The organism is Kitasatospora sp. NPDC001603, assembly GCF_040298365.1.
Classification (GTDB): domain Bacteria; phylum Actinomycetota; class Actinomycetes; order Streptomycetales; family Streptomycetaceae; genus Kitasatospora.
In genome coordinates, this window is record NZ_JBEPAA010000036.1 from 17,672 (window position 1) to 42,407 (window position 24,736).

Sequence of the window (24,736 nt, forward strand, 5' to 3'; positions counted from 1 at the left end):
GAAGGAACTCCTGTCGATGGAGGGTTCCCGGGGCCTCCCGGGTGGTTTCCAGCGAACCACCCACCGCCCACGAGGGTCGTCCGCGCACAGGACGAGACCACCCCCTCGCCGCTGCGCCCCCGGGATGACACCTCAGGGACCGCGGTCCCACCCACCCGTCCTCCCGGAGCCCGACGCCCCGCCCCGAGCGGCACCCCCTCCTTCCCTCTGCGCCCCCGCCGTTGCGGTGGAGCTCTTCGTCGCAGCGCTAGCGCTGTGACCGGTCCGCCGTGATCGGAAGGCGGCTCGCGGGATGAGCGCACGCGCGATGGCTGGTATTACTGGGGGATGCAGGAAGAGACGGCACGCTCCGCGATCGACACGTTCATCTCCGCGTTCAACACCTCGGACGACAGCTATGTGACTGCCCTGCTCTCCCGGGCCCTGACCTCAGACGTGGTCTTCTGGGGACCGTTGGGTCGCAGCGAAGGAATCGCGGCAGTCGAGCGGTTCGTGCTGGACATCCGACGCCACCCGGCGGGGAGCGGCACGATGGTGCGCTGCTCAGCGGTGGACATGCCTGACGAGTGGGCCCGGTACCAGTGGGTCTTCACCACGCCGGACGGAGGCCCCCGCCTGGCGGGAACGGACGTCGTCCATCTACGGCGGAGCCTCATCGACCAGTTCATCGTCTTTGCGGGGGAGATCGAGCCGTCCGCCTCCTGAATCGTCCTTCTGTCGCTGTCCTTCTCCTGAACGTGCCCCGTCGGCGTTCGGGGGCTGAGGTTCGCGGTCGCTCAGGCCGCGGTGTTGAGGGGGCGTCCGCCCCAACCGATGCCCTTCTCACTGCGGACAGCCGAACGGCCAGGATCACCTCCCAGGCACACACGGGCGGTGCCACCACCGCCCGTGGAGGGACACGGTGGAGAACGGCTCCCCCACCCGCCTGAGCGTCAGCGGGCCGCACCGTTCCGGGGCACGGGCGGGGAGCCGGGGTGCGGCGGCGGCGCCCCGAACCCCTGGCCGTCGGCCACGCGCCGTGAGATCGTCCGCAGGTGACCGACACCGCTGCCGGGGCAATGACCTCGGAACGCCCGGACGACCGCGTTGCGTCCGCGCTCCGCTTCTCGACGGAACTCGTCGCCTGGGTGGCCACCCCCTGGGCGCTGGCCGACTACTCGTGGCTGCTTGCCACCCTCTCCGTACTGGCCCTGATCGGCCTTCCGACGTTGTTCTCCACCCCGGGGGACAAAGCCAACGTGGTCGTCGCGGTGCCGGGTTGGGCCACGATCCTGCTGGTACTGCTCCAGCTCGCGGCGGCGGTGGTCTCCTCGTGGCTGGCCTGGCCCGCCTGGGTGGCGGCCCTCGTGACCGTACTGGCCGCCGCCACCCTCTTCACGGAGCGTCGACGCTGGCGGCGGCTGGTCTCCGCGCGCCGACGCGCAGGCTGAGGCTGCCCGCTGCCCGCTGCGGAGTTGGCCCGGCCCGGGTCCGCCGCAGGGTCCGCGACATCCGCGCCGACGCCCCGCTCCCCCGGCCAGCGTGCCGAGACCCTCCGGACCGGCCCCGGACGGTCCCAGGTTCGAAGAACCGCAAGCCAGCGCCCCGCCATGACGTCGGCGAGACCACTCAGCACTGCCTATGATCCGGTCCAGAACGGCGGTCCGACTGCCGCCCCCCGCGCCGCCGACGGCACACTCCACGTCACGCCAACGCCGCAGCCAGGAAGACCAGTTCGCGGTTCGACCGCTGACCTCTCCCTGATGGCCGCACTCGACCTGTTCGGGTGGCGGTGGAGCCTGCGCATCCTCTGGGAGCTGAGCGGCGGCCCCGTGCGGGCACTGCGCAAGGCGCTGGAGGAGCAGGGCGTTGTCGCGGGGCAGCCACGGCGCGGCGGCGAAACCGTCCGCTTCGGACATACCTCGCCACCGATACCCCGTCATCCCACGACCCCGTTCCACCCGGACGGGATCACCTGGGCCGCCCGCGCCGAACAAAGGCGGATGCGCGGCGCGTTCGGGGGTAGCCGGGGTTGTACCGGCCCAGCCGCACCCGCGGAGGACTCGGCCGTACATCGGACGCCGACGGGCGGGCCACGCACCCGGCCCTCGCCGACGAAAGGGGACAGCTGTGAAGAACCCGGCACAGGAGACCGTCGCACACGCCGCCGAGGCGGTTCGCGACACGGTCACCAAAACCGCCCGGACCATGCGTGACCACGCCCCGAAGGATGTCCTGGACCGCGCCGGAAACCTGGCGGCCCAGGCCCGCGGTACGGCGGCGCATGCCGGGCGTGTCGCGGCGGACCACACCCCGGCGCAGGTCCGCTCGAAGGCGGGCCGGGCCGTGGGGGCCGCCCGCGCCAACCGGTCGCCGCTGCTGGCAGCCGCCGCGGCAGCCGTCCTCGCGGTGGTCCTGCTCCGCAGCCTGCTCGGACGGCGCCGGTGAAGGCCGCCAAGATCGCCTACAGGCCGGTCGGCCTGCTGCTGGGCGCATCCGCCGGCCTCCTGGCCGGCGCCCTCTTCAAGCAGACCTGGAAGGTCCTGGGCCACGACGACGACGCGCCGAACGCGACCGACGAGCACCGTACCTGGCTGGAGATACTCGTCGCGGCCGCCCTCCAGGGCGCGATCTTCGGCACCGTGAAGGCCGCCGTCGAACGGGGAGGCGCGGCCGCCACCCACCGCCTGACGGGCACCTGGCCCGCCTGAACCACGGCACTTTCGAGCTGGAGCAGCGCCCCCGGCTCCGGTTAACGCCGAGCCCTACGACCCCCGGCGGTCGCCCCGTTCACGCCCGGGCCGAGGGCCGGGCGTGAATGGGGCCTCGACCCCACCGGCCGGACACCGGGCCACCCCGTTTCCACTGGATCCACTGGTTCCACTGGTTCCACCAGGGAGGGAAGCACAAGCGGGGGCGTCGAGCACGAGCGGGCACCGGGCGTTCTGCGCCTGCTGCCCCTCGGGACGGCACGCGGCGTGTTGTCCGCGGGCTCGGAAGACGTCGAGGCCGGCCTTGCTCGGCCATCTCCAGTAGCCGAACCTCAGCCGCCCGCCCTGCTCCCGGCGCCACGGCACCCCGATCGCCGGTCGCCGGTCGAACCAGGGTTGGTCCACCCGGTGGTGGGAAGGTGCTCGGTGGTCGGCCGGTACGGTCGGCCACGAGGTGCAGGCAGGTGAACGATGATGACCTATCCCACCAACCCGACGGGCAGCGGTGCGGTGCAGAAACCCGCGACGACGGCCCCCAGGCCCCCCGGCGACTACACGGCCGCAGCAGCCGAGCCCCCGTCGGCGCCCGGTACCGGGCCCGGACGCCCCGGGCCGAAGCGCCCCGGTCCCGTGGCCGCGGTACGGCAGCAGGACGCCTCGGAGCCGCCCGCCGGCAGAACGACCGTTCTGAAGGGTGCGGTGGCAAGGATCGTGGCCACCGCCGCCTGCGAGGTTCCGGGTGTCCACCGGCTGGGCGGCGGGCCTTCGCTCACACATGGCGATCACGGGGGCGCTGATCGGAACGACTCCGCTCGCGGGGTGGAGGTGGAGGTCGGCGAACGGCAGGCCGCCGTCGATCTCGATGTCGTGACGGAGTACGGGTTCTCCATCCCGCGCACGGTCGACGCTCTCCGGGCCGCCGTGGTCGCCGCAGTGGAGCAGATGACCGGCCTGGAGGTGGTCGAGGTGAACGTCCGCGTCACCGATGTCCACCTGCCTCAGGACGATCTCCCGGCGGCGGGCGAGACACCACGGGTCATCTGACCCGGACCCTCAGGGCCGTCCGGGGCCCACCCGTACGGCCTGTCCGGGCGCCCGGTCGACCGGTCCCGGTCGGCCCGATCACCGCAGGCCCGCTCCCGCACTCCCGGGCCGGCTTCGAGCACCGAGTAGCAGGAACGACCGGCCGCCCGCGCAGGCACGGACGGCCCCTGAACCTCCTCTCTCCAGCGGCAGGGCAGGCCGGCCGCGGCCCCGCTGGAGAGGCCACCCAGCGCCACCACTCAGCTGCACCAAGGAGTCGATCACCCTCCGCGCGCCCGCTGATCACCCAGCCACGCGCCGCCCCCGCCGGTGCGGCGCAGGGGCGGTTCGGGAGGAACTCAGACCGCCGCCCGCGCGGGGCCGTCGGCCGGGGAGCCTTGTGCCAGGTCGATCCGGTTGTCCGCGCTCAGGACGTCGCCGGTCAGGGGTGATCCGGATGCGCGTCGCAGCGCGCCGACGGCGGGGTCGGAGATGGAGACCGTGAGCCGGTAGGGCGGGTCGCCGATGATGGTGTTCGACGAGTCCAGCGGTGACACGAGCACCCGCTGGAGCGCGAAGCCGTCGTACCCCGGGCACAGCGCCTGCGCGGGGAGCGTGACCCCCGCCGATCCGCCGCTGCCCGGCGTGATGCGGACCTTGCCTTCCGGGGACGGGACCTCGTCGTCGGAGAGCGTGACCGGCAGGCCGTACGCACCGCCGACGATCCCCTCGGGTCCTTCGATCTCCACGGCCACGCCCTCCGGGCCGAGCGGGCCCGACAGTTCGAGCTCGCGCTCCGTGCCGGGGCCCAGTAGCAGATCGATGGTGAACTCCCCCTGGTCGTCGACCCCGTGTCGCCCGAAGCCGTAGGAGCCGAGGACCAGCTGCGGGCCCGGTGTGCGGCGACCCCGCCCTTCGCCCCGGCCGGTGGGCTCGGGGACAGGTGTGACCGGCGGTGTGAAGTGGTGGAAGTTCTTGGTACCGCACCGGCTCCCGATGAACGTGCCGCCGCCCGGCAGCGCCGCGTCGGTCGTCGGCCTCGGCGCAGTCGTGGGCAGGGCCGGGGCCGGAGGCCAGGCCGAGAAGGCGGGCCCAGCGGCAGATGCCGGCCCCGGAGAATCGGACCGGTTCGGGTCGAACCACGGATTCCGGTAGGTGACCAGGCCGCCGACCGCGGCCACGAGCACTACCCACGGGATGAGGTTCCGCGCCTTTTCGTTCATGTACGCCCTCCCAGACAGCGGGACACCTTATCGGATTCCCACCACATATGATCAACTGCTTGATCTCGTCCTTCGGCAGGTCCGAACCCTCACGAGGCGGCGGCGGGCTGTCGGGGCTACGGCTCGCGGGGGCGCAGAGCGTCGCTCTACCGCGGACCAGTCGGTTGAATTCCTCGGCGTGGACAGGATGTGGCCTCGAACGCCGTACTGGCTGGTTCCTCGTACTGGATCATGGTGCGGTCACGCGCCGGTGGCGCTCTCCTCGGGAGTGCACGGACGCGTTCGGTGGATCCCGGCCCTGCGAAATCCTGCTCGCGGCACCCTGCTCGGCCCTAAGGTCCTCGTGCGGTTCGCGGACCGGCCCCGGGGCGAGGGGCGGCCCGGCCGCTCCACCGGCACACGGCGCAGCACCCCCGCCGCCGGAGTCGGCGGTGGAGGCTGGACAGCTGAAACGTCACACCGCGCGCGACCCGCGACCCGGCCCGATCACTCCAACGCCAGGGACCGCGGGAGTCACAGATCCGACGCCCGCGGAGGTGGCCCGCTGAGCCGTCATCCGCACCGCCGCCCGGCGGCCGCTACCGGGCGGTGCTCTCCGGGGTGATCGTGTAGACCTCCACCTCGCCGAGGTAGAGCAGGTCGTGGACGTACTCGTCGAAGTCGTCGTACAGCAGGTTCTCCGTCCAGATCCGGTGGTCCATGATCCACGTGACCAGGGCCCCCCGGTCGTCGACGGCGAGCAACCGGTCCAGTTCCTCCTGTGCGGAGCGGGCCTCGTCCGGACCGATCGAGTCGTGCTCGCCGGCCACCGCGCGGGCCAGCGTGGCGTCGATCTCGTCGCCGTAGCGCAGCACGGTCTGCTGTGCGAGCGCCCGCTTCGTCGCCGCGGCCGAGAGGATGCCGAACGGGTGCGAGGCGTAGGTGCCGTCGGGCAGCTTGACGGTGTTCTCCCGCTCGAAGTCGCTGCCTTCGGCCTTCGGGTCGGCGTTGACGAACGCCACCCGGCTCCCCGGCGGAGCCAGGCGCAGCAACTGCGGCTCGTCCGTGTCGACGACGGGCTCAAGTGTTCGGAGGCGGTCGGAAGCGGGGGTGCGCAACCGGAACTCGGCGCCCTGCGAGTCCCTGAACCAGAGCTTGCGGTGGGTCAGCCCGGTGGATCCGTGCTCCTTGAGATCGAACGGCCGCGCGACCCGCCGGTCGAACGCGTCGCTCCCTACCGCTTCGGCCCACGCGCCGAGTTGGACGGCTTGCACGAACGTGGCGCAGTCCAGCGTCCAGGCGGCGGAGTGGTCCACCAGGTCGCGCACCGCGCTGTACGGCGAACTGCCGGTGCGCAGCCGAAGGAAGGCGTCGTCCCCGTGCCCCTGTTGCACCCAGTTCAGCCGGTTGAACGTCTTGTCCCGACCGCTGTTCTCGAACACGGGCCTTCCGGCGAGGATGCTGCGCGCGGTGAGGTCGACCTGCCCCCGGTAGGCGTAGGCGTAGCCGTCACCGCCGACGAGGCAGCCGCCCAGGCTCACCAGGACGGCGTCCAGCGAGGAGAACTCCGTCCGGCCGGCCTCTGCCAGCTCCGGCAGTGCGGCGACGTAACCGGCGTGCCAGAGCACGTCGCTGCCCTTCTCCGCCGCCAACCCCGCGATCCTGGTGAGAAGTTCCTGTGCCGTGTAGTGCTGCCCAGCAACCGTGAACACCACTGCCCCCCATCCGCTTCGAGCGACTCCACTCCCCTGCGGTGGGACACTAGTGACACCCCGTCACCCTGTCTACGCGATCGGCGGATCCCGGGCGGTGCCGGGCACGCCTGGGCGGTGCCGCGCGGCGCCTGGCGGGACGGGCCCGGTCGCCGCGCGGGACGCACCGTCAGCGGTGGCCCAGCACGTTGACCACGCGCCCGCTGGGGTCGCGGACGAAGAATCGTCGTACGCCCCACTCCTCGTCCTGCAAGGGGTAAACGATCTCGGCACCGCTCTGCCGCATGAGCGCGTAGGCCGCGTCCACGTCGTCCACCTCGACGCTCATGTCGGGTGTGACCGGCGCGGTCCTGTCCTCGGTCATGACGCTGATCTGCGCCGCCGGGCTGGCCGGGGAGGCGAGCGTCATGATCCAGCCGTGGTTCATGACCTCCTCGAAGCCCAGCAGGCCGTAGAACTGCCGACTCTCCTCCGCGGCCTCCGACCGGATGTTGGGAACGACACGGCGAACGGTCATCGACGGCTCCAAACGCGAGTGGACCTCTGGTTCTCCCAGGAGTACCAGGAAACGCCGGCCACCCGCGCGCACGTTCCGGCCCCCCCGGGCTGCCCCGGCCCTGCGGCCACCACGCTGCCGTGGCCCGCCCGGCCGGCCCAAGGGGGCAGGTAAGAGCCGCAGGGCGGCCGGTGCCGGGCGGTCCTTCAAGGGCGCGTCAGGCCCGGCGGCGGGAAAGCGCCACGACAGCGGCGGCGAGGAGCATGGCGGCACCGGCGGCGGCCAGTACCGGCCCGGCGTACCGGGCGGACTGGAGTACCACGTCCCGGGCCGGGCCCTCCCCGTCGCGCGCGACGGCCGACCCGGCCGTGTCGGCGAAACCCGCGAAACCCGCCTTCGCCCGCACCGCCCCGGCGCGCAGGCTGTCGGTGGCCCCGCCGAGCCCCTCCTCCACGGCGTGCCGGGCCTGGTCCGCGCCGTGGCCGACGAGTTCCCGGGCGTGCTCGGCGGTGTGGCTGACGCGCTCCCGTGCGTCGGCCACCCCGTGGCTGACCCGTTCCCGGGCCTGCTCGGTGCTTCGGAGCACGCGTTCCCGGGCCTGTTCGGCTGCATCGCGCGCCCGGGCAGCGACGTCGCTGGCGGCTTCGGGCTCCTCGCCCGTGTCGGCGAGACGGTCGCGGGCCTCCTCGGCCTGCGAACTCAGCTCCGCCATGGTGCGGGCGGACTCATTGGTGCTGTGGTCGGCGTCCATCGGGGCACACTCCTCGGTCACGTCGATGTGTCGGTCACGTCGATGTCGGTCAGGTGGACGGGGCGGTCAGCTGGACGGGGGCAGGGGCGGTCGTGCGGTTGACGTCAGCGCAGGGCCGACGGGCAGGTTCTCCCAGACGGACGCGGCCCGGTGGGGCCCGGGCGTGGGACGGGAACCGCGTCACAGCTCACGCAGGGCGGGGAGCAGGGCGCGCTCGGGCCAGTCGAGGAAGGCCTCCCGGTGGTCACCGCCGCCTGGACCGGCGCCACCGCGTCGGACCCCGCGTCGGCGTACGCCCGGACCGCTTGGACGAAGCCCTCGACGCGGTCGCCGCAGGGAGCCGCGAGGAATCGACTCGGCGACGTGTCCAGCCACGGAGAGTAGTCGTCGGAGATGGCAGCGAAGTCGTAGCCCGTCTGCTCGGCGTGGACGACGTCCCGCACCAGCTGCCGGGGGCCGGCCCGCCCGCTCATCACCGTGTAGCCGAATCTCACCATGTCCGGACGCCTGCCCGGGTCCCGCAGAACCACACTTCCTTGCCGGTCGATCGGCCCGAGATGGGGCGGCGGGCGCCGCTTCGAGCGACGCCCGACCGCCGCACGACCGCCCGCCGCACGACCGACCGCCGCGCCGGGGCAGCGGACGGCTGGAGCTCCACGCTCCTGTCGCGGCCCACCAGATTCGCTTCGGCCGAGGATGGGCACACGCCCGGTCGGACCCATGACGCGGTCGGAGCCGGGAGGACGCACCATGACGACCAAGTCCCACGCCACCGGGAACGGGAGAAAGCGGCTGCGGCGAGGCGACCACGTCTCCTGGCGTAGTCACGGAACCACCGTGACCGGCCGGGTCGAGCGGGAGATCACCTCGCGGGTCGAGGCCGCGGGCCGGACGGTCGACGCCTCACCCGAGGAGCCGCAGTACGAGGTGCGCAGCTCCGCCTCCGGGCGGACGGCCGTACACCGGCCGTCGGCCCTGCGCCGGCGGAAGGACTGACCGGACACGGCGGCGCCGGCACGCACCGCTCGCCCTGACGGCGCGCCAGCAAGAGCGGCTTCAGCCAGAGCGGCGTCAGCAAGAGCGTCGGCGGGTCGCCCTCCGAGAGGAACACGACCACGTCATCAGGCTTGCAGCGTGAGTCGGCGAGGTCGAAGAGGGACCCGAGCGCGGGCCGGCAGGACCGCTCGAAGGCCTCGTGCCCGGCCCAGGTCCGGTATCGGCCGAGCGGGCCGCCGCCCGGCCGCTCATGGTGGAGCACTGGCCCGCCGACGAGGAGTACCGGGCGAGGAACGACCGGTAGATCCCGGTGGTCGTGATCGAGCCGACGGCGTTCGGTCGGCCGACGGGCCGCCGGGGGCCCGGCCGGGCGGCCCGGCTCGACGCCGTCGTCCGGCGGGGACTGTCCCCTCCCGGCGGTAGGGTCGTGCCGCCGACGCACCGACCGAGGGGGACCCTGATGACCAACCGCACGACCGACCGCGCCGCGAGCACGCCCAGCGCGGCCCAGGTCGCCGGCAGCGCCGCCGGCGACGACGCCGTACGGACCGCGGGGCGGCTGCGGCGGGTGGCGGAGTCCTCCGAGGGGCTGGTGGTCCTGGACCCGGGGATCAGCGACGAGGAGATGGACGGCTGGCCGGCGCCGGTGCCCGAGGAGATCCGCGCGCTGCTGCGGGTCGTCGGGGGCGTGCGGATCACGGTCTCGCGGTCCGCGGTCAACCAGCACCTGTCGATCGAGCACGTCGACCTGGGTCACCCCTTCAACCGGGGCTGCTACCCGGCCGGTGACAGCAGCTGGTACGTGGAGCACGCCGGCGGCGCCGGCACCCACTGGTTCGTCCACCTCGACCACGGCGACGGCCACACCTACGTGGACGTCGACCGGGTCACGGGGGCGTGGGGCCCGGTCTTCCGTTTCTGGGACGCCACCGACTCCGTGCGCGTGGCGCCGTCGCTGACCGCCTGGCTGGAGCGCCTCGCCGACTGCCTGGAGGAGGCACTCGCCGCGGCCCGGGCCGAGGCCGGACCCGGCACCGCCATCGAGATCAGGACGTTCGGCCGACACTTCGGCGATCGGTGGCCGGACCCGGAGCGGGAGGCTACGACGGTGGAGCCGGTCACCGCCGCGGCGGCCCGGGTGAGCGGTGACCCCCTGCTGCGCGAGGCCGCAGCGGCCCTGCCCGACGACGCCCTGCTCGCCGATCTGCGGTCCGTCACCGGCCCCGCCGCCGTCGACTTCCCGCTGCCGGTGAGCTGCCGCTACGCCCGCTGGTCGGCCGGGGCCCTGCTGTCCGCCACCGCGTGGGACGGCGAATAGCTCCGAGGGGCGGGGCCGTCGGCCCACTTGGCCGAATCTCGCCCCCGGTCGGCGGGCCGACGCCCGTGTGGTCCCGGCCGCGCGGGGAACGCGGGCTCCCGGACGGCGCCGGACACGAGGTCCGGCGCCGCACGGCTGGACGAGAGAGGGCGATCCTCATGATGGCGACAGTGGCGGTGCTGGCTCTGACGATCCTGCTCTTCAGTGCCGGACTCGGTCTCACCGTGGCGGTGGCGGGCCTGGCGAATCGGTTCGGGCGGTCGGCCGCGCGCCGCCGGCGATGACCGGTGGGCGACCGACCCCGCCGGCAGGGGCCGCCCGTGCAGGACGGAGGAGAGCGCCGCACCGCACCCCGCCAGGAACCAGGCCAGGCGGCCGTGGGTGCGGGCCAGGCCGATCCCCGGCACGGCGAGCGCCTCGCGCCGCCGCTCCAGCCGCTGGGGCTCCACCGCACCCTCCCGGCCGGCCACCCCCGGCCGGCGGCCAGCGCCCGGTCCTCCGGCGTGAGGTCCCCACCCTGCCGTCCCGAGCTGCTGAGGTCGCTGTCCACCCCCTTCCCCCCGGTCAGGGCGGGGGGTCGCGATGGCCGCCCGGCCGCGGGCCGCGGACGGACTCCGGACACTGCGCTTCCCGACCCTCCCGGTACGGCGCCCGGCGCAGGAGGAGTTCAGCGAACCCGGCCGCCGGTCTGGTCCTGGCCGTGATCGGCGTGGTCCTCCGGGCGGCGGCCGCCGCCACTACCGGTAGACGCCGGGTGTCCACCCCCTCGGGGCACCGAGGTCCTGCTCAGACGCCCTGGTCAGGTCGGGACGCCCGGGTCCACCCGCCGACCCGCCTCGCCCCCGGGCGGGCGGGTCATCGCCCACCTGATCCCCCTGGTCACGGTGGCCGCGCCCAGCCGGACCGCAGGTCCCTCCACCACCGGCAGGGAGGGCAGGCGGAGCTCCCGCCGCGCCCACCCCGGCAGCAGCGAGACCGCGCCGGCCGCGAGCAGCCCGTAGGGCGGGCGGACCACCCACGGCAGGGGCGGCCGGAGGAGGATGAACCGCGCCGCGTCGAGGGCCGCCCTGGTCCGGTGCAACTCGGCGCGGTACGCCGCGAGGACGCCGGCGAGCTGCCGCTGGTCGCGCGGCGGGTCGACGACACCCAGCGCGGCGGCCACGACGGCGGCGTCGGCCACGTAGCCGTCATAGGCCTCGTCGTCCAACGGCCTTTCTCCGTAGGCCCGGTGGGCACGGAGGAAGCTGTCGACCTCGGCGGCGTGCACCCAGCCGAGCAGGTGTGGATCACCGGCCCGGTACGCCTCCCCCGAGGCACTGGTGCCGCGGACCCGCTCGTGCACCGCCCGTACGTGGTCGACCGCCTGCTGCGCGTCGGCCGCCGTCCCGAACGTGGTGACCGCGAGAAAAGTGCTGGTGCGCTGGAGCCGGCCCCACGGATCGCCCCGGTAGCCGGAGTGCGCCTCGACGGCGGCCATCGCCAGCGGGTGCAGCGACTGCAGCAGGAGCGCCCGGAGTCCGCCGACGAACATCGAGGCGTCTCCGTGGACGACCCGGATGGGCCGGTCCGGGCCGAACCACCGGGGGCCCGGCGTCTCGTGGATCCGGCTCCGGGTGGCCGGGCCCTGCGGCCCGGCCACCCGGGCGAACAGCTCCGCGCCGGCGCGCTGCCGGATCGCGGCGAGGGCCGGGATGCCGGAGATGCCATCGGTCATACCTGCCACTGTAGTTCCGCGCCGCGCCGACGCGCCGCCACCCACGGGCCGCCACCCACGGGCCGCCACCCACGGGCCGCCACCGACGGGCCGCGCCACCGGCCGGGCCGGTCGCGCGACGATCCCCGCTACCGGCGGCCGGGACCACGGACTGGGGTGAGGGCCCGTGGAGAGCCGGGCGGGGTCGGCTCTCCGGGGACCGTCGGAGCGGGCGCGCCGGCGCCCGGAGCGGCGGCGTAGGTGCCGTTCCCGTCGTCGCCGGCGCCGGAGACGGTACCGACTCAGGGGTCCGCACTGGGCACCGCACGCGGCCGGCCACGCACCTCACCTGGGAAGACGTGGCCCGGCCTTCGGTCCGGGAATCGCTTCTGATCCTGGCCCGCGCGCGGACGCGGTCGTGGACGCCCGGAGTACGCGTCAGCCGGCCGGAAGACCCACCGCCAGGGTGAGTTCGAGGACCCGGTACGGCGACGCGAGATCCGGGAACAGCTCCCGCAGCTGCGACATCCGGTACCGGACTGTCTGGGGATGGACGAACAGCGCCGCCGCCACCTCGTCCCGCCTGCCCTGGTGCAGCAGCCACGCTCGCAACGTCTCCTCCAGCCGCCGCGCGGTCGCGACGGGCAAGGTCCGCAACGGTGCGAGCGCGCGGGCACGCAGGTCTGAGAACGCGTCCATGTCGGCGCTCAGCACCAGCTCGGGCAGGTGGGCCTCGGTGTCGCGGATGTCAGAGGAGAGGGAGCGCGCGCGTACGGCTCGCGCGTACGAGGCGCACGCACGAGTCCACGGCCGGGCCGGGCCGACCACGGCGGTGCGGTCGGCCAGCTGCCGCAGGAGATGCGCTCTGTCGGCATCGGGAACGAGCAGCACACCGGTGGCGTCCGGCAGATCATCGAGGACGAGGGTGCCCGGGTCGAGCGCGCGGTAGGCAGGCCGGGCCTGGGCCGCGGGCAGCAGGACCGCGGTCAGCGACGTCGGAGGCTGCCACCCGGCCCGTTGAACAGCGGCCAGCAGCACGTCCGGGCTCGCGTCGGCGAGGAGGTCGCGGGCCAGGTGTTCCAGGTGGCGCTCGCGGGCCCTGCCCCGGGCCGCCAGTTCGTCGGCGTGGCCCGCGGCGCTCGCGGCGGAGAGCTCGTCGATGTAGGCGAAGGTCAGCTCGGCGAACTTGGCGACCTCGGCGGCGGGCAGGCCGACGGGTACGGCACCCGCTGCCAGGCATCGCCAGGCCACGCGGGCGCCGACGCGGTAGGCGCTGAGCAGGGCGTCCATCGATCGGCCGTCGCGCACCTCGCCGCGGCCCAGCTCGTAGGCTGCGTCACCGGCGTCGCCGCCCGTGGCATTCCCGCTCGCGAGGTCCAGGTAGTGGCCCAGGGCGGTGCGGACGGCTCGGCGGATGGTGCCGCCCATGCGGCCCGAAAGGGCGTTCGCGTAGGGAGGGACCTCGTCGATGATCGCCTGGACGACCTCGTCGGCGGTGGCCCTCAGCGCGGCCCGAAGCGCGGTGACCGTCGTCTCATCCAGGACCAGCTCGCTGGCCCGCCGGATTGCTTGACTCACGCTTTTGTTCCCTGCGAACAATTCGGTCGAGCAGATTCACGTCCTACGGTCAGGACTTTACACCCTGAGGCGCAGCAAGCTGGAGTCATGACGAGTACAGCCCTCCGCAAGAGGGCGTGGAAACTGCTGGAGATGGTCACGACGCCGCTGCTGCCGTCGGACTACCTCGACCTGGTCAGCCCGCTGCGTGCGGGCGCCGACCTGCGCGGGCGCATCGAGGCCGTGCACCCCGAGACGGGTGACGCCGCGACCGTCGTGATCAGGCCGGGGCGGGGCTGGCGCGGCCACGCGGCCGGTCAGTACGTGCGGATCGGGGTCGACGTCGACGGGAGGCGCCTGTGGCGCGCCTACTCCATCACCTCGCCGACGGACCGCCAGGACGGCCGGATCACGATCACCGTGAAGGCGATCCCGGACGGCAAGGTCAGCAACCACCTGGTCCGCAGGGCGACACCGGGCACGCTGGTCCAGCTCGACCAGCCGACCGGTGACTTCGTGCTGCCGCACGCCAAGCCCGCCAAGGTGCTCTACCTGACGGCCGGCAGCGGCATCACGCCCGTGATGGGCATGCTGCGCGACATCGAGTTGGATGACGTCGTCATGGTCCACTGTGCGCCGCGGCCCCAGGACGTGATCTTCCGCGACGAGCTGCACGGCCTGGTCGCGGACGAGAAGCTGCGCCTCGCCGAGGTGCACAGCGCCACGGACGGCAAGCTCGACCTCGCCCGCCTCGGCGAACTCGTGCCCGACTGGGCCGAGCGCGAGACCTGGGCCTGCGGGCCCGCGGGCCTGCTCGACGCCGCGGAGGAGCACTGGAGCGGGCACGGCGTCCGGGAGCGCCTGCGCACCGAACGCTTCCGACCCCGCGTCGTCGTGGCCGGCGACGGCGGCGAGGTCACGTTCAGCGCCACCGGCACGACAGTCGACGCGGACGGCGCCACGCCGTTGCTGGACATCGGCGAGGAGGCCGGCGTGCTCATGCCCTCCGGGTGCCGCATGGGCATCTGCTTCGGCTGCGTCACGCCGCTCAAGGCGGGCGCCGTCCGCGACCTGCGCACCGGCGAGATCACCGAGGCCGAGCCGGGCGTCCTCATCCAGACCTGCGTGTCCGCCGCGGCGGGCCCCTGCGACATCGAACGGTAGACGCACCTTGACCGCCATCGACCCCACCGCCCACCTGACCGCGCAGCAGATCGAGGAGCTCGGCCGCGAGCTGGACGCGATCCGCGACGAGGTGATCGCCGACCGCGGCGAGAAGGACGCCGCCTACATCCGCAAGGTCATCTCGGCGCAGCGCAAGCTCGAGCTGGCCAGCAGGGGCGTGCTGCTGTTCTCGGTCTTCCCGCCCGCGTGGCTGCTCGGCACCGCCGGCCTGTCCGTGGCGAAGATCATGGACAACATGGAGATCGGCCACAACGTCCTGCACGGCCAGTGGGACTGGATGCGGGACCCGAAGATCCACTCCACCACCTGGGAGTGGGATCACGTCTCGCCGGCCGAGCAGTGGAAGCACTCGCACAACGAGTTGCACCACACGTACACCAACGTGATCGGCAAGGACAACGACCTCGGCTACGGCATCATGCGCGTCGACGAGGACCAGAAGTGGCACCCGGCCCACCTCGGCCAGCCGCTGTGGAACTTCCTCAACGCCTGCTTCTTCGAGTACGGCATCGCGGCGTACGACCTGGAGCTCGGCAAGAACCTGCACAAGCGCCGCCGCAAGGACCCGGAGTTCCGCGCGCGGGCCAAGGCCGTGGGCCGCAAGATCCGCAAGCAGGTGCTCAAGGACTACGTGATCCACCCCCTGCTGTCAGGCCCGTCGTTCCTCACCACGCTCGCCGCCACGTTCACCGCGAACCTGGTCCGCAACGTCTGGTCGCACTCGGTGATCATGTGCGGGCACTTCCCCGAGGGCGTACAGGTCTTCGAGCGCCGGTCGATCAAGGGCGAGACTCGCGGCCAGTGGTACCTGCGCCAGATGATGGGCTCGGCGAACATCAGCGGCAGCAGGGCCATGCACTTCATGACCGGCAACCTGTCGCACCAGATCGAGCACCACCTGTTCCCGGACCTGCCGAGCAACCGGTACGCCGAGGTCGCGGTGAAGGTGCGCGCGCTGTTCGAGAAGTACGAGCTGGAGTACGTCACCGGGCCGCTGCCGGAGCAGGTGTTCTCCGCGTGGCACAAGGTCTTCCGGCTCTCGCTGCCCACCAAGAAGCCCAAGGTCATGACCCCGGCCGGGCGCGCGAGGGTCGTGGTCGAGCACGACTGACCCGGTGACGGCGACGGCCCCGGGACGCTCCCCGGGCCGTCAGCCGACGGACAGCAGGGTCGGGTCCGCGATGATCCGGCGGATCGTGGTCTGCGCCGCGCCCAGCACGGGTCCGCGACGCCCCAGGGCGGACGAGCGCAGCGCCTCCGGGGGCCAGGGCCGGACGGTGACCCGGTCGGTGAGTTCGGCACGGACGGACGGCAGCAGCCACGCGGCCAGTTCGGCGTAGGTGCCGCCGAGGACGAGGCCGTCCGGGTCGATGAGGTCGACGGCGGAGGTGAGGGCGAGGCCGAGGGCACGGCCGGCGCGGTCCAGGGCCGCCAGGGTCGGCGGGTGCCCGGCCCCGGCCCGCTCGGCCAGCAGGGCGACCGGGTCGCCGGCCGCCGCGGGTCCGGCCGGACCCGGGTCGTGCTGGGCGAGACCGGCCTCTCGCAGCACGGCCGCCTGGCCCGCGTACTGCTCCAGGCAGCCGCGCGCGCCGCAGACGCACCGGAGGCCGTCCGGGTGCACGGGGACGTGGCCGAGTTCGCCGGCGAAGCCGCGGGCGCCGCGGAACACCTGCCCGTCGATGACCAGGGCGGCGCCGATCCCGGCGTCCGCGGAGACGTGCACGAAGGTCTCCGCGGCCTGCTCGGCGTTCCAGTACTCGGCCAGAGCCCCGAGGTTGGCCTCGTTCTCCGGCTCGGGCGCGGTGTCCGGATCGGGCCAGTGGTCGGCGACGCGGACGGTGTGCCAGCCGAGGTTGGGCGCGCGATCGACCTGTCCGACGGGTTCGTTCGGCACCACCCCGGGCACGGCCAGGACCCGGCCCTCGACGCGGAGGCCGAGGTCGCGGGCCTCGGCCTCCGCGTCGGCGGCCAGCGCGGCGACCTCCGCCAGCACCTGCCCGACCGGCCGGCCGGCGTTCGACCGTTCGACCCGGCGCCACACCCGGGGTTCTCCGCGCAGGTCAACGACGCACGCGCCGAGGTGCATGACGCCGATCTCCAGACCGAGGCCGGCGGGGCCCCGGTCGCTCACCGACAGCGCGCGTCCGGGGCGGCCGACCCGTCCGTCGGGGGCGGTCTCCGTCTCGGTCAGCGCACCCCGGCCGATCAGTTCGTCGACCAGCGAGGAGACGGCCGCCCTGGTCAGGCCGACGCGTGCGGCGACATCCGCGCGGGACAGCGGGCGGCCGAGCGGGTTGTGCGCGGCGACCGCGCCGAGGACCACCGAGAGGTTGCGCCGTCGCATGTCCTGTTGCGAAGCGGGCCCGGAGCCCCGGCCGTGCCCCGTTCTGCCGACCACTCCCACGCGCGGGCCCCTCCTACCGGTCCTCGTCCGGGGCTCCCTGCAAGGCCCCGGCCCGACGCAGGGTACCGCTGATCCGTTCGAGTGCGTCCGCGTCCCGTGCCACGGGCTCCAGCACCGGGCCGTCGGCGGTACGCCAGCGGCGGGCCACCGCGTCGGCGGGCTCGCCGGTGAGCAGGGCGGCGGCTTGGGCGGCCGCGCCGAGTGCGACCAGTTCCCGCGCGGCGGGTACCCGCACGGCCCGGCCCGAGAGCCGCAGGACGGTCCGCTGCCAGGCGCGGCCCCGGGCGCCGCCCCCGATCAGCAGCAGCGGCTCGTCGCCCGCCGGCTCCTCGCCGCCCGCGCGCAGCACCTCGTCCAGGGCGGTGAGCAGGGCGTGGGCGGCGCCGTCGTAGGCGGCTTGGAGCACCTCCCCCGGGGTGGTGTCGTGACGGAGTCCGTGGACCAGGCCGGACGCGCCGGGCAGGTCCGGTGTGCGCTCGCCGTCCAGGTAGGGCAGCACCACCACGGTGCCGCCGTCCTCGACCTCCTCGCGCCCGCGTCCGAGGAGGCCGGCGACGCGGTCGACGGCGAGGGTGCAGTTGAGCGTGCAGGCGAGCGGCAGCCAGCCGCCGAGGGCGTCGGCGAAGCCCGCGACCGTCCCGCTCGCGTCCAGCGGCCTCTTCCGGCCGACGGCGTAGACCGTCCCGGAGGTGCCGAGGCTGAGCACGGGCTGGCCGGGCCGCAGTCCCAGCCCGAGGGCGGCGGCCATGTTGTCGCCGGTTCCGGCGGCCACCAGGGCCCCCTCGCGCAGCGCCGTCCCGGGGCGGACCAGGCCGGCCGGTGCGCCCGGCACGAGGACCTGCGGCAGCAGGGCCGGGTCGAGGCCGATGCGGTCGAGGACGTCCTCGTCGTAGCCGTCCGGCCCCCACCAGCCGGTCCCCGACGCGTCGCCGCGGTCGGTCACCGCCTCCCCGGTCAGCCGCTCGGTCAGGAAGTCGTGCGGGAGGCGGACGGCCGCGACACGGTCGGCCGCGGCCGGCTCGTTGGCACGCAGCCAGGCCCACTTGGGAGCGGTGAAGGCGGCGGTCGGCAGGCTGCCGGTGCGCCGGACGATCTCCGCCGGGCCGATCCCGGCTCGCAGCGCGGCGGCCTGGGGGGCGGACCGGACGTCGTTCCACAGCAGCGCCGGGCGGACCGGTGCGCCGGCCGCGTCGAGGGTGACCAGGCCGTGCTGCTGGCCGGCGATCGAGACGGCGGACGCGCGTCCGGCCCAGCCCGTCCCCGAGACCGCCTCGTCGAAGGCCCGCCACCACTGCTCGGCATCGCTCTCCCGGCCGGCTCCCTCGCTGACGGTGTGCGGGGCTCGACCCTCGCCCAGGACCGTGCCCGTGTCGATGTCGACGGCGAGGGCCTTGGTGGACTGGGTGGAGCTGTCGACGCCGATCACGACACGCTGCTCAGCCATGCGTTCCTCCGATGGGGGTTCCTTCTGACGCCCCGGCATACTAATTTGTTGAGAGCCCTGACAAACACCCCTCCGCACCGATCCGGAGCCGCGCCATGTCCAGCGACCCGCTCGCCCCCACCCCCGCGCACAAGTTCACCTTCGGCCTGTGGACCGTCGGCTGGCAGGGTCGCGACCCCTTCGGCGACGCGACCCGCCCCGCCCTCGACCCGGTCGAGACCGTGCGGCGGCTGGCCGGACTCGGCGCCTACGGCGTCACCTTCCACGACGACGACCTGATCCCCTTCGGCGCGGACGACGCCACCCGTGAGGAGACCGTCAAGCGCTTCCGCGCCGCGCTGGACGCCGCCGGACTGAAGGTCCCGATGGCGACCACCAATCTGTTCACCCACCCCGTCTTCAAGGACGGTGCGTTCACCGCCAACGACCGCGGCGTGCGGCGCTACGCGCTGCGCAAGACGATCCGCAACATCGACCTGGCCGCGGAGCTCGGCGCCTCGGTCTACGTCGCCTGGGGCGGTCGCGAGGGCGCGGAGTCCGGCGCGGCCAAGGACGTGCGCACCGCGCTGGACCGGCTGAAGGAGGCCTTCGACCTGCTGGGCGAGTACGTCGAGCAGCAGGGCTACGACCTGCGGTTCGCGATCGAGCCCAAGCCCAACGAGCCGCGCGGCGACATCCTGCTGCCCACGGTCGGCCACGCCCTGGCGTTCATCAACGAGCTGGAGCGCCCCGAACGGGTCGGCGTCAACCCGGAGGTGGGCCACGAGCAGATGGCCGGGCTCAACTTCCCGCACGGAATCGCCCAGGCCCTGTGGCACGGCAAGCTGTTCCACATCGACCTCAACGGCCAGTCCGGCATCAAGTACGACCAGGACCTGCGCTTCGGCGCGGGCGACCTCCGGCAGGCCTTCTGGCTGGTCGACCTGCTGGAGTCGGCCGGCTACGACGGCCCGCGCCATTTCGACTTCAAGCCGCCGCGCACCGAGGACTTCGACGGCGTCTGGGCCTCGGCGGCCGGTTGCATGCGCAACTACCTGCTGCTGGCCGAGCGCTCCCGCGCCTTCCGGGCCGACCCGGAGGTGCAGGCCGCGCTCGCCGCGTCCCGGTTGCCCGAACTCGCCCTCCCCACCGCCCAGGACGGCCTGGCCGGCCTGCTGGCGGACCGCTCCGCCTTCGAGGAGTACGACGTCCACGCCGCCGCGCGGCGTGGCATGGCCTTCGAGCAGCTGGACCAGCTGGCCCTCGAACACCTCCTCCGGGCCCGCTGACCCCGGCCACGGCGAAGCCGGGTCGTGCGCGCCGCACGACCCGGCGCCCCCCCGGTGCCCGCCTCGGCCGCTGGCCGCGGTCCGGTACGCACCCCGGCACGGCCGGGGCGGGCCGGCCGGGGTGGCGCGGTGTTCTACCGACGACGGACGGGGTTCAGGCGCTGGAGGACGATGAAGAAGAACAGCAGCCCGCCGATCACGATCCTGGTCCACCACGAGCTGAGGGTGCCCTGGAAGCTGATGACGGTCTGGATCAGGCCCAGCACCAGCACACCCAGCACGGTGCCCAGCAGGTAGCCGGAGCCGCCGGTGAGCAGGGTGCCGCCGATCACCACGGCGGCGATCGCGTCCAGTTCCAGCCCGACCGCGTGCAGGCCGTACCCGGAGAGCATGTAGAAGGTGAGCAGCACGCCGCCGAGCGCCGAGCAGAAGCCGCTGATCGCGTACACGGTGATCTTGGTCCGCCGCACCGGCAGACCCATCAGCAGGGCGGACTGCTCGCTGCCGCCGAGCGCGTACACGTTCCGCCCGAGCCGGGTGTAGTGCAGCACGACGAACCCGGCTGCCAGCACCAGCAGTGCGATCACCACACTCGGCGAGACGAACAGGTCGCCGAGCGGGATCCGGGTCTGCGCCATCGCGGTGTACCACGGATCCGTGATGGAGATCGACTCGATGCCGATCGTGTAGCACAGGCCGCGGGCCAGGAACATGCCCGCCAGCGTCACGATGAAGGGCTGGATCTCGAAGACGTGGATCACCCACCCCATCACCCAACCGCCGGCCGTGCCCATCAGCAGCACCAGCGGGATGACCACCAGCGGCGGCCAGCCGTGCCGCTCCACCAGCCAGGCGGAGACCATGGTGGACAGCGCCACCACCGCACCGACCGACAGGTCGATGCCACCGGTCAGCACGACGAAGGTCATCCCGATCGCGACCACGAGCAGGAAGGCGTTGTCGATCAGCAGGTTGAGCAGCACCTGCCCGGAGAAGAACCCGTCGTACCGCACCGAGCCGACGGTGAACATCGACACCAGCGCGACAGAGGTGACCAGCAGCGGGATCTGCTCGCGGACCCTGGTCAGCAGGGTGATGGCGTTCACGCGCCGACCTCCCGGTTGGTGATGGCGGCGGCGGGGCCCGGCCGGACGCCGCTGCGGCGGCCGGCGCCGCGCCGGGCGAGCTTGGCACGGAAGTTCGGCGACTGGATCAGACAGACCGTGATCACCACGAAGGCCTTGAAGACCAGCGTGGTCTCCGGCGGGATGCCGATGGTGTAGACGGTGGTGGCGAGGGTCTGGATGATCAGCGCGCCGAGGACGGTGCCGCCGATCGAGAACCGGCCGCCGTTGAGCGAGGTCCCGCCGATCACCACCGCGAGGATGGCGTCGAGTTCGATCCACAGCCCGGCGTTGTTGCCGTCCGCCGCCGAGACGTTCGAGGAGACCATCAGTCCGGCGACCGCCGCGCACAGCGCGCTGAACACGTACACCAGTGCGACCAGGCGCGTCGCCCGGATCCCGACCAGCCGGCTGGCCACGGGATTGCCGCCGACCGACTCCAGCAGCAGGCCGAGCGCGGTGGATCGGGTGAGCAGCGCGGTGAGCAGCGTGACGAGTCCGCTGAGCAGGATCGCGAACGGCATCGCCAGCCAGTAGCCGCCGCCGATCAGCTTGTACGGCTCGCTGGTGATCGTGATGATCTGGCCGTCGGTGATCAGCTGGGCGACGCCGCGTCCGGCGACCATCAGGATCAGGGTGGCGATGATCGGCTGCACCCCGACCCGGGCCACCAGCACCCCGTTCGCGATGCCCAGCAGTACCGCCGTGCCGAGCGCGATGGCGACCGCGCCGAGCACCGTGCCAAGGCTCCCCGGGTCGGTGGCCTCGCTGATGTGCAGGCAGGCCAGCGCGCCGGCGATGGCGACGGTGGAACCGACCGAGAGGTCGATCCCACCGGTGGCGATCACCAGGGTCATGCCGAGCGACACCAGGATCAGCGGCGCTCCGAAGTGCAGGATGTCGATCGTACTGCCGTACAGATGACCGCCCTTGAGGTGGAGGGCGAAGAAGTCCGAGGTGAAGGCGAGGTTGGCGGTCAGCAGCACCGCCAGCACCGCGGCCGGCCAGAACAGCCGGTGCCGGGTCACCGCCCTGATCCTCGGGGTGGTCGGCGCCGTGGTCATTGTTCCGCTCCGCTCGCGATGGTGGCCAGGACGCGCTCCGGGGTGAGCCCGCCGTCGTTGTCGAGTTGGGCGACCATCCGGCGGTCGCGCAGCACGCCGACGCGATGGCTGAGCCGCAGCACCTCCTCCAGTTCGGCGGAGATGAACAGCACCGCCATGCCCTTCTCGGCGAGGTTCGCGACCAGCTTCTGGATCTCGGCCTTGGCACCGATGTCGATGCCGCGGGTGGGCTCGTCCAGGATCAGCAGCTTGGGGTCGGTGATCAGCCAGCGGGCCAGCAGCACCTTCTGCTGGTTCCCGCCACTGAGGTTGCGGACCAGCGCCTCCGGGTCGCCCGGGCGGATGTCCAGGGCGCGGATCCAGCGCAGCGCCAACTCGTCCTGCGTGGTGCGCGACAGCGGACGGGCCCAGCCGCGGGCCGCCTGTAGCGCCAGCACGATGTTCTCCCGGACGGTCAGCTCGCCGACCAGGCCCTCGGTCTTGCGGTTCTCCGAGCAGAACGCGATGCCGTGGGCGATCGCGTCGCGCGGGCCGCGCAGGTCCGTCTCGGTGCCGTTGATCCGCACGGTGCCGCGGTCCTTGTGGTCGGCGCCGAACAGCAGTCGGGCGGCCTCGGTCCGGCCGGATCCCAACAGGCCTGCCAGACCGACCACTTCACCGGGACGAATGGCGAGGTCGTACGGTTCGACGGCGCCCCGCCGGGCCAGGCCCTCGGTCCGCAGGAAGGCCCGGTCGGTGGCCGGCACTGAGCGTCCGCGCCGCTTGCCGTCGGCGAGTTGGTCGAGCCCGGCGAGCTCGGCGCCGATCATCCGGGAGACCAGTTCGACCTGGTCGAGCTCGCTGGTCAGGTACTCGCCCTCGAGCCGGCCGTTGCGCAGCACGGTCATCCGGTCGCAGATCTCGTAGATCTGGTCGAGGAAGTGCGAGACGAACAGGATGGCGACCCCCTGGTCGCGCAACCGCCTCAGCACGGTGAAGAGTTGGCCAACCTCGTCACGGTCCAGGCTGGAGGTCGGCTCGTCCAGGATCAGCACCTTGGCGCAGACGCCCACCGCGCGGACGATGGCGACCAGTTGCTGGACGGCGATGGAGCAGCCGGCCAGCGGCGCGCCGACGTCGAGGTCCAGCTCCAGCGTACGGACCAGCTCGGCGGCCCGGCGGCGCATTTCGGCCCAGTCGATCAGGCCGAGGCGGCGCGGCTCCCGACCGATGAAGATGTTCTCCGCGACCGACAGGTTCGGGCAGAGGTTCACCTCCTGGTAGACGGTGCTGATGCCCGCCTGCTGGGCCTGCAGCGGACCGGCGATCCGCACCCGCTGCCCGGCCAGCACCACGTCGCCGCCGTCCGCCGGGTGCACCCCGGTCAGCACCTTGATCAGCGTGGACTTGCCGGCGCCGTTCTCCCCCATCAGGGCGTGCACCTCGCCGGGGAAGAGCCGGACGTCGACCCCGTCCAGCGCCACCACCCCGGGGAACTCCTTGCGGATCCCCCGCACTTCCAGGACCGGTTGCTGACGCACGCCGGTTCTCCTCTCCTCGTGCGGCCCGGACCGCCCGAGGAGAGGCTCCCCGGGCGGGCCGGAGCCGTTCAGTACTGGCGGGTCGGCAGCGCGGCAGCGGCCTGGTCCTGGGTGAAGACGCCCTCCTGCGTCTTGATCCGCTTCGGCACCTGTTCGCCGGCCTTGACCTTCTTCACCAGGTCCATCAGCTGGTCACCGAGGAGCGGGTTGCACTCCACATCGACGTTGATCTTGCCCTGGCTCATCGCGGTGAAGGCGTCCTTGACCCCGTCCACCGAGATGATCTTGATGTCGGCGCCCGGCTTCCGGCCGGCCTCCTCGATCGCCTGGATCGCACCGAGGGCCATGTCGTCGTTGTGCGCGTACAGCACGTCGATCTTCGGCTGGGCCTTCAGGAAGGCCTGCATGACCTCCTTGCCCTTCGCCCGGGTGAAGTCACCGGTCTGCGAGGCCGCCACCTTGAACTTCGCGTCCGCCTTGATCACGTCACCGAAGCCCGACTTGCGGTCGTTGGCCGGCGCCGAACCCGTGGTGCCCTGCAGCTCGACGATGTTCACCTCGTCGGACCTGCCCTGGTACTCCTTCACCAGCCACTCGCCGGCCTTCCTGCCCTCCTCGACGAAGTCCGAGCCGAGAAAGGAGACGTAGAGCGAGTCGTCCTTGGAGTCCACCGCCCGGTCGGTGAGGATCACCGGGATCCCGGAGTCCTTCGCCTCCTTCAGCACGGTGTCCCAACCCGACTCCACCACCGGCGAGAAGGCGATCACATCCACCTTCTGCTGGATGAACGAGCGGATCGCCTTGATCTGGTTCTCCTGCTTCTGCTGCGCGTCGGAGAACTTCAGCTCGATGCCCGCCTTCTTCGCGGACTCCTGGACCGACTTGGTGTTCGCGGTGCGCCAGCCGCTCTCCGCGCCGACCTGCGAGAAGCCCACGACGAGCTTGCGGCCGGCACCCTTGTCGGCCGAGCCTCCACCGCCGCCGGAACCGCATGCGGTGAGGACGATGACCATCGAACCGGCGACCAGGGCCGCCGCAGCTCTCTTGGACATGGTGGGACTTCCTCTCGGGGTTGTCGATCGCGCGAACGGCACCGCCGACGTGAACGTGACGCGTCGGCACCGTTTCGCTCGTGAGAGATTGTTAACGCTCACAATTGGCATCGGCAAGGCCGTCACGCCTCGTTACCCAATCTTGACCAGCCCGTCGGCCACAGCTGATGGAGTGTCAGTTCAGCGACGAAGGGAGCCCCTTGACCCGACTCTCACCCGCAGCACTCCCGGCCTTCG

22 protein-coding genes are annotated in these 24,736 nt (G+C 72.9%); 10 read left to right on the plus strand and 12 right to left on the minus strand.

What is annotated here, in order from left to right:
• The first annotated feature begins 327 nt into the window (after positions 1-327).
• The 5 genes from ABT263_RS22365 (at position 328) to ABT263_RS22385 (ending at position 3,734) form a co-directional block, all read left to right on the plus strand.
• Entirely contained in the window at positions 328-705 is a 378-nt protein-coding gene (locus ABT263_RS22365; RefSeq protein WP_329485116.1) for a nuclear transport factor 2 family protein, read from the plus strand.
• 353 nt (positions 706-1,058) lie between these two features.
• On the plus strand, positions 1,059-1,430 hold the full coding sequence (locus ABT263_RS22370; RefSeq protein WP_352292644.1) for a hypothetical protein: 372 nt from the start codon (positions 1,059-1,061) through the stop codon (positions 1,428-1,430).
• 679 nt (positions 1,431-2,109) lie between these two features.
• Entirely contained in the window at positions 2,110-2,427 is a 318-nt protein-coding gene (locus tag ABT263_RS22375) for a hypothetical protein (protein WP_352292540.1), read from the plus strand.
• Positions 2,424-2,690, plus strand: a complete 267-nt coding sequence (locus tag ABT263_RS22380; protein ID WP_329485119.1) for a DUF4235 domain-containing protein — start codon at positions 2,424-2,426, stop codon at positions 2,688-2,690. Before ABT263_RS22375 ends, ABT263_RS22380 begins: the two co-directional genes overlap by 4 nt.
• Positions 2,691-3,164: 474 nt before the next feature.
• On the plus strand, positions 3,165-3,734 hold the full coding sequence (locus ABT263_RS22385; protein ID WP_352292542.1) for an Asp23/Gls24 family envelope stress response protein: 570 nt from the start codon (positions 3,165-3,167) through the stop codon (positions 3,732-3,734).
• A 338-nt stretch (positions 3,735-4,072) separates the two neighbouring features.
• Here the strand turns inward: ABT263_RS22385 and ABT263_RS22390 are convergent, their stop codons facing one another.
• The 4 genes from ABT263_RS22390 to ABT263_RS22405 form a co-directional block, all read right to left on the minus strand.
• A complete protein-coding gene (locus ABT263_RS22390) occupies positions 4,073-4,936 on the minus strand; it encodes a hypothetical protein (RefSeq protein WP_352292544.1) in 864 nt (287 codons plus the stop codon).
• A gap of 578 nt (positions 4,937-5,514) precedes the next feature.
• Positions 5,515-6,627 carry a TGL-type protein-glutamine gamma-glutamyltransferase gene (locus ABT263_RS22395; RefSeq protein WP_352292546.1) on the minus strand — a complete coding sequence of 371 codons (1,113 nt, stop codon included), beginning with the start codon at positions 6,625-6,627 and terminating at the stop codon, positions 5,515-5,517.
• A gap of 169 nt (positions 6,628-6,796) precedes the next feature.
• A complete protein-coding gene (locus ABT263_RS22400) occupies positions 6,797-7,144 on the minus strand; it encodes a VOC family protein (protein WP_352292548.1) in 348 nt (115 codons plus the stop codon).
• 196 nt (positions 7,145-7,340) lie between these two features.
• Positions 7,341-7,874 (minus strand): hypothetical protein, encoded by a 534-nt coding sequence (locus tag ABT263_RS22405; protein ID WP_352292550.1) that lies wholly within the window; start codon positions 7,872-7,874, stop codon positions 7,341-7,343.
• Between the two features lie 750 nt (positions 7,875-8,624).
• Between ABT263_RS22405 and ABT263_RS22410 the strand changes: the two genes are divergently transcribed.
• Positions 8,625-8,870 (plus strand): hypervirulence associated TUDOR domain-containing protein, encoded by a 246-nt coding sequence (locus tag ABT263_RS22410; RefSeq protein ID WP_352292552.1) that lies wholly within the window; start codon positions 8,625-8,627, stop codon positions 8,868-8,870.
• A 460-nt stretch (positions 8,871-9,330) separates the two neighbouring features.
• Positions 9,331-10,188, plus strand: coding sequence for an SMI1/KNR4 family protein (locus ABT263_RS22415; RefSeq protein ID WP_352292554.1), 858 nt, complete (start codon positions 9,331-9,333; stop codon positions 10,186-10,188).
• A 799-nt stretch (positions 10,189-10,987) separates the two neighbouring features.
• Here the strand turns inward: ABT263_RS22415 and ABT263_RS22420 are convergent.
• Together ABT263_RS22420 and ABT263_RS22425 are read right to left on the minus strand one after the other, a co-directional pair.
• Complete coding sequence (locus tag ABT263_RS22420; RefSeq protein WP_352292556.1) at positions 10,988-11,902, minus strand: oxygenase MpaB family protein; 915 nt, start codon at positions 11,900-11,902, stop codon at positions 10,988-10,990.
• A gap of 417 nt (positions 11,903-12,319) precedes the next feature.
• Positions 12,320-13,459: a PucR family transcriptional regulator gene (locus ABT263_RS22425; RefSeq protein WP_352292558.1), complete on the minus strand. Its 1,140-nt coding sequence runs from the start codon at positions 13,457-13,459 to the stop codon at positions 12,320-12,322.
• Between the two features lie 132 nt (positions 13,460-13,591).
• On the opposite strand from ABT263_RS22425, the gene ABT263_RS22430 reads away from it, so the two are divergent.
• Together ABT263_RS22430 and ABT263_RS22435 are read left to right on the plus strand one after the other, a co-directional pair.
• Complete coding sequence (locus ABT263_RS22430; RefSeq protein ID WP_352292646.1) at positions 13,592-14,602, plus strand: ferredoxin reductase; 1,011 nt, start codon at positions 13,592-13,594, stop codon at positions 14,600-14,602.
• 7 nt (positions 14,603-14,609) lie between these two features.
• A complete protein-coding gene (locus ABT263_RS22435; protein WP_352292560.1) occupies positions 14,610-15,734 on the plus strand; it encodes a fatty acid desaturase family protein in 1,125 nt (374 codons plus the stop codon).
• Positions 15,735-15,773: 39 nt separating this feature from the next.
• Here the strand turns inward: ABT263_RS22435 and ABT263_RS22440 are convergent, their stop codons facing one another.
• Together ABT263_RS22440 and xylB are read right to left on the minus strand one after the other, a co-directional pair.
• Positions 15,774-16,967 carry an ROK family transcriptional regulator gene (locus ABT263_RS22440; RefSeq protein ID WP_352292562.1) on the minus strand — a complete coding sequence of 398 codons (1,194 nt, stop codon included), beginning with the start codon at positions 16,965-16,967 and terminating at the stop codon, positions 15,774-15,776.
• A 73-nt stretch (positions 16,968-17,040) separates the two neighbouring features.
• The gene (gene xylB, locus ABT263_RS22445) at positions 17,041-18,471 is read right to left on the minus strand and encodes a xylulokinase (RefSeq protein ID WP_352292564.1); all 1,431 of its coding nucleotides are present in this window, start codon (positions 18,469-18,471) and stop codon (positions 17,041-17,043) included.
• A gap of 95 nt (positions 18,472-18,566) precedes the next feature.
• On the opposite strand from xylB, the gene xylA reads away from it, so the two are divergent.
• Positions 18,567-19,739, plus strand: coding sequence for a xylose isomerase (gene xylA, locus ABT263_RS22450; RefSeq protein WP_352292566.1), 1,173 nt, complete (start codon positions 18,567-18,569; stop codon positions 19,737-19,739).
• 134 nt (positions 19,740-19,873) lie between these two features.
• Here xylA and yjfF read toward each other — a convergent pair whose 3' ends face one another.
• The 4 genes from yjfF to ABT263_RS22470 form a co-directional block, all read right to left on the minus strand.
• Positions 19,874-20,845 carry a galactofuranose ABC transporter, permease protein YjfF gene (yjfF, locus tag ABT263_RS22455; RefSeq protein ID WP_352292568.1) on the minus strand — a complete coding sequence of 324 codons (972 nt, stop codon included), beginning with the start codon at positions 20,843-20,845 and terminating at the stop codon, positions 19,874-19,876.
• On the minus strand, positions 20,842-21,927 hold the full coding sequence (locus ABT263_RS22460) for an ABC transporter permease (RefSeq protein ID WP_352292570.1): 1,086 nt from the start codon (positions 21,925-21,927) through the stop codon (positions 20,842-20,844). Before ABT263_RS22460 ends, yjfF begins: the two co-directional genes overlap by 4 nt.
• Positions 21,924-23,447: a sugar ABC transporter ATP-binding protein gene (locus ABT263_RS22465; RefSeq protein ID WP_352292572.1), complete on the minus strand. Its 1,524-nt coding sequence runs from the start codon at positions 23,445-23,447 to the stop codon at positions 21,924-21,926. The genes ABT263_RS22460 and ABT263_RS22465 overlap by 4 nt, the downstream gene beginning before the upstream one ends.
• 68 nt (positions 23,448-23,515) lie before the next feature.
• On the minus strand, positions 23,516-24,499 hold the full coding sequence (locus ABT263_RS22470; protein ID WP_352292574.1) for an ABC transporter substrate-binding protein: 984 nt from the start codon (positions 24,497-24,499) through the stop codon (positions 23,516-23,518).
• Between the last annotated feature and the right edge of the window lie 237 nt (positions 24,500-24,736).

Excerpts from the sequence above, each read along its gene's own strand:
- ABT263_RS22440 (WP_352292562.1), bottom strand. The coding sequence starts at position 16,967 with ATGCGACGGCGCAACCTCTCGGTGGTCCTCGGCGCGGTCGCCGCGCAC.
- ABT263_RS22410 (WP_352292552.1), top strand. The coding sequence starts at position 8,625 with ATGACGACCAAGTCCCACGCCACCGGGAACGGGAGAAAGCGGCTGCGG.
- xylA (WP_352292566.1), top strand. The coding sequence starts at position 18,567 with ATGTCCAGCGACCCGCTCGCCCCCACCCCCGCGCACAAGTTCACCTTC.
- ABT263_RS22385 (WP_352292542.1), top strand. The coding sequence starts at position 3,165 with ATGACCTATCCCACCAACCCGACGGGCAGCGGTGCGGTGCAGAAACCC.
- ABT263_RS22400 (WP_352292548.1), bottom strand. The coding sequence starts at position 7,144 with ATGACCGTTCGCCGTGTCGTTCCCAACATCCGGTCGGAGGCCGCGGAG.
- xylB (WP_352292564.1), bottom strand. The coding sequence starts at position 18,471 with ATGGCTGAGCAGCGTGTCGTGATCGGCGTCGACAGCTCCACCCAGTCC.
- ABT263_RS22365 (WP_329485116.1), top strand. The coding sequence starts at position 328 with ATGCAGGAAGAGACGGCACGCTCCGCGATCGACACGTTCATCTCCGCG.
- ABT263_RS22420 (WP_352292556.1), bottom strand. The coding sequence starts at position 11,902 with ATGACCGATGGCATCTCCGGCATCCCGGCCCTCGCCGCGATCCGGCAG.
- ABT263_RS22415 (WP_352292554.1), top strand. The coding sequence starts at position 9,331 with ATGACCAACCGCACGACCGACCGCGCCGCGAGCACGCCCAGCGCGGCC.
- ABT263_RS22370 (WP_352292644.1), top strand. The coding sequence starts at position 1,059 with ATGACCTCGGAACGCCCGGACGACCGCGTTGCGTCCGCGCTCCGCTTC.
- ABT263_RS22430 (WP_352292646.1), top strand. The coding sequence starts at position 13,592 with ATGGTCACGACGCCGCTGCTGCCGTCGGACTACCTCGACCTGGTCAGC.
- ABT263_RS22460 (WP_352292570.1), bottom strand. The coding sequence starts at position 21,927 with ATGACCACGGCGCCGACCACCCCGAGGATCAGGGCGGTGACCCGGCAC.
- ABT263_RS22470 (WP_352292574.1), bottom strand. The coding sequence starts at position 24,499 with ATGTCCAAGAGAGCTGCGGCGGCCCTGGTCGCCGGTTCGATGGTCATC.
- ABT263_RS22390 (WP_352292544.1), bottom strand. The coding sequence starts at position 4,936 with ATGAACGAAAAGGCGCGGAACCTCATCCCGTGGGTAGTGCTCGTGGCC.
- ABT263_RS22405 (WP_352292550.1), bottom strand. The coding sequence starts at position 7,874 with ATGGACGCCGACCACAGCACCAATGAGTCCGCCCGCACCATGGCGGAG.